Source organism: Komagataeibacter europaeus (assembly GCF_002173515.1).
In the GTDB taxonomy this organism is placed as follows: domain Bacteria; phylum Pseudomonadota; class Alphaproteobacteria; order Acetobacterales; family Acetobacteraceae; genus Komagataeibacter; species Komagataeibacter europaeus.
In genome coordinates, this window is sequence record NZ_CP021467.1 from 3,207,617 (window position 1) to 3,220,064 (window position 12,448).

Consider the following 12,448-nt stretch of genomic DNA (forward strand, 5'->3'; position numbering starts at 1 on the left):
TGGGATGTGGCGCAGGGTCCGGTCAGGCAAATTCATGCCCGACCGGGCGTGACAGCAGCAGCTGGCTGGCGTCATCCATGTCGATCGTGCCCGCCAGCAGGCTGGTGACGGTGGCGATGACCGGCGTGCCGACGCCATGCTGGCGGGCAAGCTGCAGCAGTGCCGGGGCGGTCGCCCGGCCTTCGGCCACGCCCTCCAGCGCATCCGCCGCCTGCTGCGCGGGGATGCCCTGACCAATGGCCAGCCCAAGGCGGTAATTGCGTGACGCGGCACCGGTGCAGGTCAGCAGCAGGTCCCCGATTCCCGCAAGGCCCGACAGGGTTCCGGGCCGGCCGCCCAGCGCGTGGGACAGGCGCGACAGTTCGGCAATGCTGCGGGTAATCAGCGCCGCGCGGGCATTTTCCCCCAGCTTCGCCCCCATGGTGGCCCCCGCGGCGATGGCCACCACGTTCTTGGCGGCCCCCCCCAGTTGCACGCCCGTCGGGTCGTCGCTGGCATACAGCCGGAAGGCGGCCGTGGTCAGCAGGTCCGCCAGCCTGCGGGCCTGCGTGCGATCCGCACTGGCCAGCACGGCGGCGGCGGGCAGGCCGGCTGCGATTTCATGCGCGAAATTGGGGCCGGACAGGACCCCCAGCACGCTGTGGGGAAATATTTCCTCCAGCACCTGCAGCGGCATGAGGCCGGTCGCCTGTTCGATCCCCTTGCAGCACGCGATCAGCGGCGCGCAGGGTGGCACGGTGCGGGCGGTGGCGCGCAGGTGCTGCATGGGACAGGCCAGCAGGATCAGGTCGGCCTGACGCGGCATGATGTCACTTACGGTAATGCTGGATGGCAGGGCGTAGCCGGGCAGGCGGGGCATGACGCGGCCTGCCGACATGGCGGCGGGATTGCGTGCCCAAAGGCTGACTTCGGCGCCCGCGCGCGCGGCCTGCAGCGCCAGCGCCGTCCCCCATGCGCCTGCGCCGATCACGGCAATCCGTGCGGTATGGGTCATCCGTTTGTTCCCCGACGGTTATGTGCCGTATCCGGCATCTTTGTTGTTTGCTTATCAGCCTGCTAACAAAACGGCCTGCAAATCATAAAGAAGTTTTTGGTGAAGCTTTTTTCAAAAAGCTGCCCGAAACGCTGCCTTTATTGAAAAAAGACGCTGTCCGGAAATTTTTATCTTTTCTTATCAAAAGGTTATTTTCAAACAGGCCGCCTGACCGCAAGGGCCGTCCCGACGCGTGGGGTGCATGCGATCAGGCGGGCAGGCTGTCCGCATCCGCCGTCATGCGCTGCGCCATTTCCGACAGCGGCCAGCGCGGGCGCGGGCGCATGGCGATGTCATTGGGTATGGGCAGGCCCAGGGCCGCGCGTGCGCGCATGGTCTCGATCGCGGCCCATGCCACCATGACCGCATTGTCCGTGCATAGCCGCAGCGGCGGGGCGGCAAAGGGCAGGCCATGCGCCGTGGCGAATTCCTGCAGCCGTGCGCGCAGGACGCCATTGGCGGCCACCCCGCCCGCCACGACCAGCGTGGTCGGGCGTTCCATCATGTCCAGCGCGTGACCAAGGCGGTCGATCACGATGTCGCTGACCGCCTGCTGGAAGCTTGCGGCGATATCGGCGGCCTGCTGCCGGGGCAGGGCGGCGCGGACCTCGGTCGGCAGTTTCTGCGCCACGGCGGTCTTGAGGCCGGAGAAGGAAAAATCACATCCCGGCCGCCCCATGAGCGGGCGCGGCAGGGACACGGCATGCGGGTCGCCCTCACGCGCAAGCTGTTCCACTGCCGGGCCACCGGGCCAGCCAAGGCCAAGCATCTTGGCCACCTTGTCGAAGGCTTCGCCCGCCGCGTCGTCAATCGTGCCGCCCAGCCTGCGGTAATGGCCGACCCCTTCCACCGCGATGCACTGGCAGTGCCCGCCCGATACCAGCAGCAGCAGGTAGGGAAACGGCGCACCATTGCCGGCGACACCGGGCAGGCGCGCGGTCAGGGCGTGGGCTTCGATATGGTTGACGGCAATGAAGGGCCGGTCCAGCGCGATGGCCATGCCCTTGCCCATGTCGGCGCCCACGATCAGGCCGCCAATCAGTCCCGGCCCGCAGCTTGCGGCAATCGCACCCAGTTCATGGGGCCGCATGCCGGCTGCGCGCAGCGTGTCGCGCACCAGTGCGGGCAGCGCGCCAAGATGGGCACGGGCGGCGATTTCGGGCACGACCCCGCCAAATGGCACATGGCCGGATTGCGATAATGTCGCTTCTGCCAGGATCTGGCCCCCTGTCGTAACGATCGCGCAGGCCGTGTCATCGCATGAAGATTCAATGGCCATAACGGGAGTTGGCAGATCGGGGCATGTCGGTTCGGTATGGGGCATGGCGTAATTTACAATCCGGATGTGCCGAATGTCATCTTTCCTTTATCGCGGTGCGGTAATAGACACGCGATATGGAGTCCGCAAAGCCATCAGCCCCGTTTCCATCGTCCGCGCTACAGAAAGTCGCGGCCGAGGCCGCTGCACGCCAGCGAAAGGAAGCCACACATCCCGAACCCCACCGCCGGCAGCTGCCGCTGAAGGTCGGGACGCGCGCTTCCCCGCTGGCGCTGGTGCAGACACGGGCGTTCCTGACGCTGCTGACCCGTTTCTGTCCCGTGCTGCGCGACATGGGCGCGTTCCAGGAACACCAGATCAGCACCACCGGCGATCAGGTGCAGAACCGCAAGCTGGCGGAAATTGGCGGCAAGGGCCTGTTTGCCAAGGAAATTCATGATGCGCTGCTGGATGGCCGGATCGATTTCGCCGTCCATAGCCTGAAGGATCTTGAAACCACGCTGCCGCCGGGGCTGGTGCTGGCCTGCACCCTCAAGCGCGAGGATGCGCGTGACGCCCTGATCCTTGGCCCGGGCTGTGGGGAGCCTGATCCCGCCGATCCATATGCGGTCCTGCCACACGGCGCGCTGGTGGGCTGTGCCTCCGTCCGGCGTCAGGCGCAGATGCTGCATGTGCGTCCCGACCTGAAATTCGGCCTGCTGCGTGGCAATGTGCAGACGCGGCTGGACAAGCTGGCGGCACGGCAGTGCGATGCAACGCTGCTGGCCTATGCCGGGCTGCGTCGCCTTGGCATGGAAGACCGTGCCGATGTGATCCTTGATCCCACCATCATGGTGCCTGCGGCGGGGCAGGGCATTGTCGGGGTCACGGTGCGCGAAAGCGATATCGAGTTGCGTGAACTGCTTTCCGCGATCGAGGATTACGAAGCGCGCGCCGTCGCCACGGCCGAACGCGCGCTGCTGGCGGAACTCGATGGTTCGTGCCGTACGCCGATCGGTGGCTATGCCCGCCTGATCCCGGTCGTGGCCGGTGGCGCGCCCGAACTGCACCTGACCGGCCTTGTCGCGCGTGAAGACGGGACCTTCCTGCTCAAGCGTTCGATCAGCGGCGCGCCGGCCGATGCCGCGCGTCTGGGCCGTGACCTTGGCCGCAGTCTGCGTGCCGACAGTCCCGCCGATATTTTTGTTGAACAGCCGTAACCTGTCTCCATCCCCCGCCCTGTGTGCGGGGGTGATCGTGACCCGCCCGCCGCCGGGGCTTGGCCCCACCATGGCGGCGGTGGCGGCGCGGGGGCTGCACCCCATTGCCGCCCCCATGCTGCATGTCAGGCAGTGCGCGCTTTCCATCGGCGCATTCCGTCCCGACGCCATCGTCCTGACCAGTGGGCAGGCCGTGGGCAGCCTGACCGACCCGCAACTGCATGATATTCCCTGTTACGTCGTGGGGGCCGCCACCGCGCGGCGCGCCCGTGCGGCGGGTTTTTCCCATGTCACCGCCGCATCCGGCACGGCGGATGACCTGACGACGTTGTTGCAGGCCGTCATGCCGCCCGCGTCCCGGCTGCTGCTGGCGGTGGGGCAGGGTTATGGGCACGAAATGGCCGTGGCGCTGCGCGGGCAGGGATACCGGGTGCTGCGGCGCTGCGTTTATGCCGTGCGGCCTGCACCATGCCTGCCGCCGGATGCCGTCGCGGCCCTGCGGGCGGGGCAGGTGGCGGCAGTGATGTTCTATTCCACCCGCACGGCGGAAGCCTTCATCGCGGCCCTGACGCCCGCGCTTGCGCCCCTGCTGGGTGTGGTGGAGGCCATCGCCATGTCGGATGGGGTCGCCGCCGTCCTTGGCGCGGGTGCGCACTGGCATGGCCTGCGCGTGGCCGACCGTCCAGACCAGGACGCCATGCTGGCCTGCCTGCCCCATGGTGGTGCCTGAACCCGGTAATGAAAAAGGCCGGGAGCATATGCCCCCGGCCCGTTCATTAGAGACCGTTTCAAAAGTCCCGCAGAGTGACAGGAACGTTTCCTATCAATGGTTTATCCTGAAACGGCCTCTGGTATCAGGCGTGGCCAGGCGTCTGGTCGAAGGAGTTGCGCTTGGCCTGCCACAGCGCCACGAAGTCGATCGGCTGCAGCACCACGGGCGGGAACCCGCCATCGCGCGTGACTTCACTGAGGATGTTGCGCACATACGGGAAGATCAGGCGCGGCACTTCCACCAGCAGGATCGGCTCGATCAGTTCGGCCGGCGGGTTGTTCAGGGTCGCGATCGCGGCATAGGACAGTTCGGCAATGAAGACCGGGCGACCGGCGGGGCCACCTTCCTGCTGCGGGGCTTCGCTGGCTTCGGCCTTTACGGTCAGGACCACCTCGAACACCGGCTGTTCCTGTTCCAGTCGGTTGGCCTGCACGTCGATGTTGACCGAAATCTGCGGGTTCGTGCGCAGGGTTGCGAAGATTTCCGCGCCAGCGGGCACTTCAAACGAAAGGTCCTTGATATACTGCAGGTTGATCGCCAGCGGCAGCGCCGGGGGGGCGCTCTGGCCGTTTTCAGGGGTGGGCGGCTGAGTCGTGTCGGACATGCTTGTCTGTATTCCCCAGAAGATATGCGGAAAAAAGAAATGAATACCGTATTCTCTGGCCGTAGCATGGGTCTGCGGGCGATGCCATACCAGCTGTCGGAATTTTAACGGTCCTTGCGCATTGTGCTGGCTCCGGCCGTTGCCTATGTTGTTGCGCAGGGTAATCTAGGCAGGGGACCCGCCTGCATTATGGACGCGCGCGGCATGAATTTTTCTTTTGGTCATTTTCCGCTGGATCTGATTGTTCTGGGGCTGGTGGCTGTATTCCTTGTTCTGCGACTGCGCAGCATTCTTGGCCGCCGGGTTGGTGCGGAACCCGCCCCGCGTCCCATGGCGCCGCCGCCCATGGCCGCGAATGTCGTGGAACAGAAGCCCGAACCCCCGCCGCCCGCCATCAACTATGACATTCCCACACCCGATACACGGGTGGGTGGCGTGCTGGCCCGTATCGGCGCGCTCCAGCCCGGTTTCACCCCGCAGGATTTTGCAAGGGGAACCGAGGCCGCCTTCCGCCAGATCGTCGGCGCGTACGCGGCGGGCGACCTGAACGTGCTGCGCCAGCACCTGACGGCCGCGACGTTTTCCGCTTTCGAGGCCGCGATCCAGTCCCGCCAGCAGGCAGGCGAAGTCCTGCGCAGCGAAATCAGGGATATTACCGATATCGCCATCATCGGCGCGGACATTGACGAGACGACCGGCCCGCACCCGCTGGCCCGGATCGAGGTACGGATCGTGTCCGACCAGATCAGCCTGACCGTGGACAGCAACGGCCAGCCCGTGGCCGGTGTCGATGCCGTGACGGAGTTTTCGGATCTGTGGACGTTCGAACGTCTGCTGGGCGTCAACACCGATGGCGCGGGCTGGCGTCTGGGGGCCAGTCGCAGCGCCTAGGTCACCGTGCCATAATTTTTCGATAAATCCGTGATCAGTCTGTGTGTATGAAAGTAATGAAGCGTCTGGCGCCGTTGTGCGCCGTTCTCACCTTATGCGGATGTCATATCGGGGAAGCCCCCAATCTCGGGGCGCCCCAGGCCCCACGGGGACATCATAAATCAAGCCATGCCCGGCCCGTTTCCTTCAATGCCCTGCCGGGATGGAAGGATGATGCGCTGGAAGATGCCCTGCCGGTTTTCCTGCAGGACTGCCATCAGGTCGGCAGCCTGCCTGCCGACAGTTCGCTGGGCGGCGCAGACATCGGTTACCCCGGACGGCAGGTTGGTGACTGGCAGGCTGCCTGTAACGCGGCGCGCAGCGTGCCCGCAGGTGATCGCGCCGCGGCACAGGCATTTTTTGAACAGTGGTTCGTGCCCTATACCCTGCCCGCGGGCAAGCGGGCGGATGGCACGCTGTTCACCGGGTATTATGAACCCGAAATCCGTGGTTCCCTGCATCGTGGTGGCATTTACCAGACGCCGGTCTATCGCCGTCCGCCCGATCTGGTGCGCGAACGCGACGCGCAGGGCAAGGTCGTGACCGGCCGCAGCCAGGATGGGCAGATCGTGCCATACTGGAGCCGCGCGCAGATTGACCGGGGCGAACTTGCGCATAAAAAGCTTGAACTGCTGTGGCTGGCGGATCCGGTTGATCTGTTCTTCCTGCAACTGCAGGGCGCGGGCAGGGTGCGCCTGCCCAATGACAAGGTGATCCGCCTTGGCTTTGATGGCCTGAATGGGCGGCCTTACGTGCCGCTGGGCCGCGTGATGGTGGCGCAGGGCCTGTTGGGCGCCGATGACGTGAGCATGGCGTCCATCCGTGGCTGGCTTGAGGCGAATCCGGACAAGGCGAGAGACATGATGGAACAGAACCCGAATTATGTCTTTTTCCGTGAACTGGATCAGGACGATACGCAGGCCGGTGCGCCGGGCGCGCTGGGTGTGGCGTTGACGCCGGGCCGTTCCATGGCGGTGGACCGGGATTTCATTCCGCTGGGCAGCCCGGTATGGGTGCAGGCGCAGGTGCCGGTGGATGGACACCCCGTGACATGGAACCGGCTTGATTTCGCGCAGGATCTGGGAACCGACATCAAGGGGCCCGACCGTGCCGACCTGTATATGGGATGGGGGCCGGAGGCGGCACAGGCGGCTGGCAACCTGCGTTCGACCGGGCAGATGATCGTACTGGTGCCCCGTGCTGCGGCCGAACCGGCAAAAAAGACACACAAGCCCACACACTAGATCCGCATGAGCGGAGTGAAGAGCGTAGTAGCATCATGACAGGGCGACCTCGCGCGGGGCAGGCTTGCGCACCCCAGACCCGCCTGCCGCGGACTGTCCGCTATACCGAGGGGCCGCACCTGCTGGTGCGCGGCGACTGCGTCCGGGCCATGCGCCGCATGGAACCCGACAGCGTGGACGTGGTCGTGACCTCGCCCCCATACAATATCGGCCTGAAATACCGCACGTACCGCGACCGGCTGGAGGAAGACGGTTATCTGGACTGGATGGTTGATGTCGCGCGTGAGGTGCGTCGCGTCATGCGCCCTGACGGGTCGTTCTTCCTCAATGTCGCCGGTTCCTCGGCACAGCCATGGCTGCCGTTTGAACTGATGGTCCGGCTGCGCGAGCTGTTCGTGCTGCAGAACCATATCACCTGGGTCAAGTCGATTTCGGTGGGAACGGAAACGCATGGGCATTTCAAGCCGGTCAACAGCCACCGCTACCTTAACCGCAATCACGAACATCTGTTCCACCTGACGCGTACGGGCAATGTCGGGCTGAAACGCCTGGATATCGGCGTGCCCTACATGGACAAGTCCAATATCGTGCGCCGGGGCCACCGGCAGGACCGGCGCTGCCGGGGCGACACATGGTTCATCCCGTATGAAACCGTGCAGGGCAAGGCGCAGAAATTCCACCATCCCGGCACATTTCCCGTGCTGCTGCCACAGATGTGCATCCGCCTGCATGGCAAGGCGGCACCCGTGGTGCTGGACCCGTTCATGGGAACGGGCACCACGCTGGTCGCCGCCGTGCGCGAAGGGGGGCAGGGCATCGGAATCGACCTGGATACCATCTATGTCAATGTCGCGCGGCAAAGGGTACGGCAGGCCATGCAGACGCAGGTGGATGGCGCGGCCGGGACAGATGATCGAAAACTTTGATGGTTTTCATTTAAACGATTATTTTGACAGATAATCCCTGAATCGGCCAGAAACCCACTCAAGCAAGGGACAGGGGGTATGGATGTCGGTTAAAACAGCAGTGGCAGGGTTGGTGGCCGCGGGTATCGTGGCGTATGGGGGAACGGTCGCCTATCTGACCCATTTCGATCATGCGGGCGCACCTGCGCCAGCGGGTGCAGGGGTGGACCCCACATCGGCGGCCGCACTGAATGTCATACGTGAAGCCCGGTGTGACTACTGCCACGCGGCCAAGGTCGATCTGCCGTTCTATTTCAGCCTGCCCGTGGCCAATACGTTGATGAGCCATGACCGGGACCAGGGGCTGCGGCATTTCCGTGTGGAACCGATCATAAACGCCCTGCAGAACGGTGGCGTGCCCGATCAGGAACCGCTGGCCCGCATTGAAGAAGTCATCAACCAGAACCGCATGCCGCCCACGCTGTACCTGCTCATGCACTGGCATGCCCACCTGTCGGCGGCCCAGCGTGAAAGCATGCTGACATGGATTGCGCAGGTGCGCCGCCAGCATTACGCGACACCGGGCGTTGCCGACCGCTTTGCCGCCGAACCGGTACAGCCCGTGCCCGAATCCGTGCCGGTGGACAGCCATAAGGTCGCGCTGGGCCAGCGCCTGTTCTTTGACCGCAAACTGTCCGGTGATGGCACGCTGAACTGCGCCAGCTGCCACAGCCTGCAGCATGGTGGCGTGGACGGGCTGGTCACCGCCACCGGCATTCATGGACAGAAGGGGCCGATCAATGTGCCCACCGTCTATGATGCGGTGTTCAACAAATGGCAGTTCTGGAACGGCCGCGCGGGCACGCTGGCGCAGCAGGCGGCCGGCCCGGTCATGAACCCGGTCGAGATGGGATCGCATGACTGGACATCGGTTGCGGCCCGCCTGCGTGAAGACCCGACCTACGGCCCGGATTTCCAGGCTGCGTATGGCAGCGACACGATTGATGAAAACACCATCACCGACGCCATTGGGGAATATGAAAAGACGCTGGTGACGCCCGACAGCCGCTTTGACCAGTATCTCAAGGGGGATGACGCGGCGCTGAACACACAGGAAAAGCACGGTTATGCGCTGTTCAAGCAGGTTGGCTGTTCAGGCTGCCATACCGGCCCGTCCATGGGTGGGCAGGCGTTCGAGCCGCTGGGGCTGGAAGGCAATTATTTCTCGGCCCGTGGCGGCAAGCTGACGGATGCGGACAAGGGACGCTTTGAAGTGACCCACGATCCCGCCGACATGGAACGTTTTAAGGTGCCCAACCTGCGCAATATCGCGCTGACCGGTCCCTATTTCCATGACGGCAGCATCAAGACGCTGGACGGCGCGGTGCGTGACATGGCGCGTTACCAGACGCCCGACCATGACATTTCCAATCAGGACGTGGCGGATATCGTGGCGTTCCTCAATACGCTGACCGGGCGTTATCAGGGCGAGACCCTGCGGAATACAACGCCGTAACACGGTTCCTGTCCGTGCGGGAACGCAGGCCCTGCCGCCCATGCGGCAGGGTTTTTGCGCATGGGGCGATGCCTGAAAACATGGACCTGTCGGGCGGGGTATGATTCTATGGCCACGGACAGCGGCCCGGAGAAAGGAATCATACCGTGAGGCAGCGCAGACTGAACGAGGAGGAACAGGCCCTGTGGGCGGCCTTCGCGCATGGGATCGCGCCATTGCGGACCGCCCGGCAGGCAAAACCCGTCGCCCTGCCGCCGGAACCGCCCGCCATTCCTCCCACCATCCCGGCAAAACCCGGCATGAGCCGCGCCGCCATCATGCAACGGCTGACAGCGGGTGGCGTGCATGCGGTGCATGGTACCGCCAGCCACAGCCTGACCGTGCAGAAAGGCAGGGGCGGGGCGTTTGAAATCGGCGTGCGCAGGCCGGGACTGGATGACACAAGCTGGCGCGGGCTGGTCAGTGGAAAGCTGCGCCCGGCCCGCAGGCTGGACCTGCACGGGCAGGTGGCGCAGACGGCGTTTCACCGCCTGCATGGCTTCCTGATCCAGGCGCATGCGGACAATGTGCGCTGTGTCGAGATCATAACCGGGCTGGGCAGCGGCCATAATGGCGGCATCCTGCGCCGTGAACTGCCGTTCTGGCTGGGGCGTGGCGATCTGGGGCGACTGATCCTTGCGGTCGTGCACCCGCATGCCGCCAATCAGGGCGCGGTGCGTGTGCTGTTGCGCCGGTCGGTGCGTGGCAACGGTTTGTGAAAGACTGTCTGAAACGGCTGGTGGCGTCAGCCCAGGCGCCATGTCGGCAGGTTCGCGGCCAGCCAGCGGCGTAGCGTCATGATGGTGGACGTATCCCCTGCCGCCAGCCGCAATGCCTCGGTCGCATCGGTGCCGGTCAGCAGGATACGGCCGGTATCCTGCGCCATGGTATGCACGGCGCTGTCGCGTATGGCCTGTGTCGTTGCCGCGCGCCACCGGGCCAGTGTCGCGGGTTGGGTCAGCATGGGCAGCACAAGGGCCAGATCCACGCCTGCCGCCGCCGCCAGCGGCTTCCATGCGGCGTAAAGCAGGCCATGCAGGGCGGAATGCGCGTCCTGCTGCAGGCGGCTTTGCATGCTCATGACCTGCTGGTCGGACAGGGTAAGTGGGTTCGCCTGCGTGCCGAGGGTGAACAGGGCAGGAAAACCGGCCTGCGCCAGGCTGCTGATCAGTGCGGAGGTCTCGGGCGTGCCCAGCGGGTCGGTGATCTGTATGGTATCGACCTGGTTGTCACGCAGGGCGGCTGCCGCGGCCTGTGGCGTGGCAAGTCCGGTGACGGGAATGGGACGCAGGCCGAACAGGCTCATGGCCAGTACGGTCGGCAGTTCAATGCCCGTCAGGGTCGATACGGCAATGCGTACGGGCCGGTCACGTATGAAGCTGCCCAGGCCGCGGTGCAGTTGCGCGCGCCCGATCACCACCGGCATCGTCGTGCTGAGCAGCAGGGGCACCCAGCGGCTGTAGTCGAAATGCGCGCGCGGGTCGCCACACAGGGAGGCGACAAGCGCCGAACCGGGTGCTGCCAGCGCCATCATGCCATCGGACGCGAACTGGGAATCGAACAGGTTGGCCCCGGTCACGCCGTCCTGTCCCACCGTATCACGCACCGGCAGGGGGGCGGGCAGGCCCAGCCCCTGCGCCAGCGCGCCGGGCAGGACCGGTTTCCACCGGTCGGCCATGGCGCTCTGGTTTCCCGCCATCAGCAACCCGGGCCCGCCCGCCGTGCCCGCGGGCATGGGCAGGCGCTCACGCGGGAGTTCGGACGCGGCCCCCCGCCGCATGGGCGCTGCTATCGCCCCACCAGCCAGCAGGGTCAGAAGGGCCCGTCGGCCGATCATGACCGTGCCCGCGCAGGCGCGGCCCCGTCCATCCGCATGGCGCGGCAGGGGATCGGGACAGGTCGGGACGGGAGGCGTGAGGCAGGCATGGGCCTATTCTTATGGCCAGTGGACTTCCGGGGGAAGACTCATGAGGATGGCTTCGGTATTTCCGCCGGTTTTCAGGCCAAAAATGGTGCCGCGGTCATGCAGCAGGTTGAACTCCACATACCGCCCGCGGCGGACAAGCTGCGCCTTGCGCTGTTCGGCGGTCCACGGTTCCATCATGCGGCTTCGCACGATGTCGGGATAGGTTTCCAGGAAACCCAGCCCCACATCGCGCGTGAAGGCGAAGTCGGCGTCAATGTCGCCGGTATTGAGGCGGTCATAGAAAATGCCGCCCAGGCCGCGCGCTTCATCACGGTGGGGCAGGTAGAAATACCGGTCGCACCATTCCTTGAAGCGCGGGTAATATTCCGGATCATGCTTTTCGCATGCCAGCCGGAAACCGTCATGGAAACGGGCGGCGTCGCTGATGGCCTCGGCGCTTTCGGGGAACATGGGCGTAATGTCGCCGCCGCCGCCAAACCATCCCTGCGTCGTGACGATCATGCGGGTGTTGAAATGGGCGGCGGGTACCAGCGGGCTGCACATATGGGCGACAAGGCTTATGCCCGTGGCGAAGAAACGCGGATCTTCCGACGCGCCGGGAATCGAGTCGCGAAAGCCGGGACTGAATTCCCCGCTGACGGTGGAAACGTTGACCCCCACCTTTTCAAACACGCGTCCGCGCATGAGGCTGATCACCCCGCCGCCGCCGGGCGTGCCGTCATCATTCGTGCGGTTCCATGGCGTGCGTTCGAAACGGCCGGGCGCATCCTTGCCCGGCAGGGTCGGGCTGCCCTGTGCCACGGCGTCGTCCTCGATCTTTTCGAAGGCGTCACATATCCGGTCGCGCAGGTTTTCAAACCAGGCCCGGGCCGTGTCCTTCAGTCCATCGTGGGCAACTGGGGTGCGGGATGTTGTCATGGTTGTATCGTTCTGCCCGTTCTGGTCATTCGCAATGGGTATTACGGGTGCCCGTTTGTTCCGCTTATTGCAAGACGGGCGA

General features: G+C 65.0%; 12 protein-coding genes. 7 read left to right on the plus strand and 5 right to left on the minus strand.

The annotated features are described in order from the left end of the window. Positions 1–22: 22 nt before the first annotated feature. Positions 23–994, minus strand: coding sequence for an NAD(P)H-dependent glycerol-3-phosphate dehydrogenase (locus S101446_RS14745; RefSeq protein WP_087608675.1), 972 nt, complete (start codon positions 992–994; stop codon positions 23–25). Between the two features lie 247 nt (positions 995–1,241). Beyond that, on the minus strand, positions 1,242–2,357 hold the full coding sequence (tsaD, locus tag S101446_RS14750; protein WP_087608676.1) for a tRNA (adenosine(37)-N6)-threonylcarbamoyltransferase complex transferase subunit TsaD: 1,116 nt from the start codon (positions 2,355–2,357) through the stop codon (positions 1,242–1,244). 71 nt (positions 2,358–2,428) lie between these two features. Between tsaD and hemC the strand changes: the two genes are divergently transcribed. Together hemC and S101446_RS14760 are read left to right on the plus strand one after the other, a co-directional pair. Beyond that, on the plus strand, positions 2,429–3,511 hold the full coding sequence (gene hemC / locus S101446_RS14755; protein ID WP_010507677.1) for a hydroxymethylbilane synthase: 1,083 nt from the start codon (positions 2,429–2,431) through the stop codon (positions 3,509–3,511). Further along, positions 3,498–4,241 carry a uroporphyrinogen-III synthase gene (locus S101446_RS14760; protein WP_087608677.1) on the plus strand — a complete coding sequence of 248 codons (744 nt, stop codon included), beginning with the start codon at positions 3,498–3,500 and terminating at the stop codon, positions 4,239–4,241. Before hemC ends, S101446_RS14760 begins: the two co-directional genes overlap by 14 nt. A gap of 124 nt (positions 4,242–4,365) precedes the next feature. Here S101446_RS14760 and secB read toward each other — a convergent pair whose 3' ends face one another. Beyond that, complete coding sequence (gene secB / locus S101446_RS14765; RefSeq protein ID WP_010507675.1) at positions 4,366–4,887, minus strand: protein-export chaperone SecB; 522 nt, start codon at positions 4,885–4,887, stop codon at positions 4,366–4,368. Between the two features lie 204 nt (positions 4,888–5,091). On the opposite strand from secB, the gene S101446_RS14770 reads away from it, so the two are divergent. From S101446_RS14770 to S101446_RS14790, 5 genes are all read left to right on the plus strand, one after another. Next, complete coding sequence (locus S101446_RS14770; RefSeq protein WP_026018418.1) at positions 5,092–5,778, plus strand: Tim44/TimA family putative adaptor protein; 687 nt, start codon at positions 5,092–5,094, stop codon at positions 5,776–5,778. Between the two features lie 56 nt (positions 5,779–5,834). Next, entirely contained in the window at positions 5,835–7,061 is a 1,227-nt protein-coding gene (gene mltA, locus S101446_RS14775; RefSeq protein ID WP_087608678.1) for a murein transglycosylase A, read from the plus strand. 35 nt (positions 7,062–7,096) lie between these two features. After that, the gene (locus tag S101446_RS14780) at positions 7,097–7,987 is read left to right on the plus strand and encodes a DNA-methyltransferase (protein ID WP_010507672.1); all 891 of its coding nucleotides are present in this window, start codon (positions 7,097–7,099) and stop codon (positions 7,985–7,987) included. A gap of 82 nt (positions 7,988–8,069) precedes the next feature. Next, positions 8,070–9,482, plus strand: a complete 1,413-nt coding sequence (locus tag S101446_RS14785) for a cytochrome-c peroxidase (RefSeq protein WP_208620522.1) — start codon at positions 8,070–8,072, stop codon at positions 9,480–9,482. 146 nt (positions 9,483–9,628) lie between these two features. Beyond that, entirely contained in the window at positions 9,629–10,240 is a 612-nt protein-coding gene (locus S101446_RS14790) for a Smr/MutS family protein (RefSeq protein ID WP_010507670.1), read from the plus strand. Between the two features lie 26 nt (positions 10,241–10,266). On the opposite strand, the gene S101446_RS14795 is transcribed toward S101446_RS14790, so the two are convergent. Next, the gene (locus S101446_RS14795) at positions 10,267–11,358 is read right to left on the minus strand and encodes a hypothetical protein (RefSeq protein WP_087608680.1); all 1,092 of its coding nucleotides are present in this window, start codon (positions 11,356–11,358) and stop codon (positions 10,267–10,269) included. Between the two features lie 99 nt (positions 11,359–11,457). Further along, the gene (hemF, locus tag S101446_RS14800) at positions 11,458–12,366 is read right to left on the minus strand and encodes an oxygen-dependent coproporphyrinogen oxidase (protein ID WP_010507667.1); all 909 of its coding nucleotides are present in this window, start codon (positions 12,364–12,366) and stop codon (positions 11,458–11,460) included. Positions 12,367–12,448: the final 82 nt, after the last annotated feature.

What these genes read in the sequence shown, in the direction of transcription:
- S101446_RS14745 (WP_087608675.1), bottom strand. Translation starts at nt 994, where the DNA reads ATGACCCATACCGCACGGATTGCCGTGATCGGCGCAGGCGCATGGGGG.
- tsaD (WP_087608676.1), bottom strand. Translation starts at nt 2,357, where the DNA reads ATGCCCCATACCGAACCGACATGCCCCGATCTGCCAACTCCCGTTATG.
- hemC (WP_010507677.1), top strand. Translation starts at nt 2,429, where the DNA reads ATGGAGTCCGCAAAGCCATCAGCCCCGTTTCCATCGTCCGCGCTACAG.
- secB (WP_010507675.1), bottom strand. Translation starts at nt 4,887, where the DNA reads ATGTCCGACACGACTCAGCCGCCCACCCCTGAAAACGGCCAGAGCGCC.
- S101446_RS14770 (WP_026018418.1), top strand. Translation starts at nt 5,092, where the DNA reads ATGAATTTTTCTTTTGGTCATTTTCCGCTGGATCTGATTGTTCTGGGG.
- mltA (WP_087608678.1), top strand. Translation starts at nt 5,835, where the DNA reads ATGAAGCGTCTGGCGCCGTTGTGCGCCGTTCTCACCTTATGCGGATGT.
- S101446_RS14780 (WP_010507672.1), top strand. Translation starts at nt 7,097, where the DNA reads ATGACAGGGCGACCTCGCGCGGGGCAGGCTTGCGCACCCCAGACCCGC.
- S101446_RS14785 (WP_208620522.1), top strand. Translation starts at nt 8,070, where the DNA reads ATGTCGGTTAAAACAGCAGTGGCAGGGTTGGTGGCCGCGGGTATCGTG.
- S101446_RS14795 (WP_087608680.1), bottom strand. Translation starts at nt 11,358, where the DNA reads ATGATCGGCCGACGGGCCCTTCTGACCCTGCTGGCTGGTGGGGCGATA.
- hemF (WP_010507667.1), bottom strand. Translation starts at nt 12,366, where the DNA reads ATGACAACATCCCGCACCCCAGTTGCCCACGATGGACTGAAGGACACG.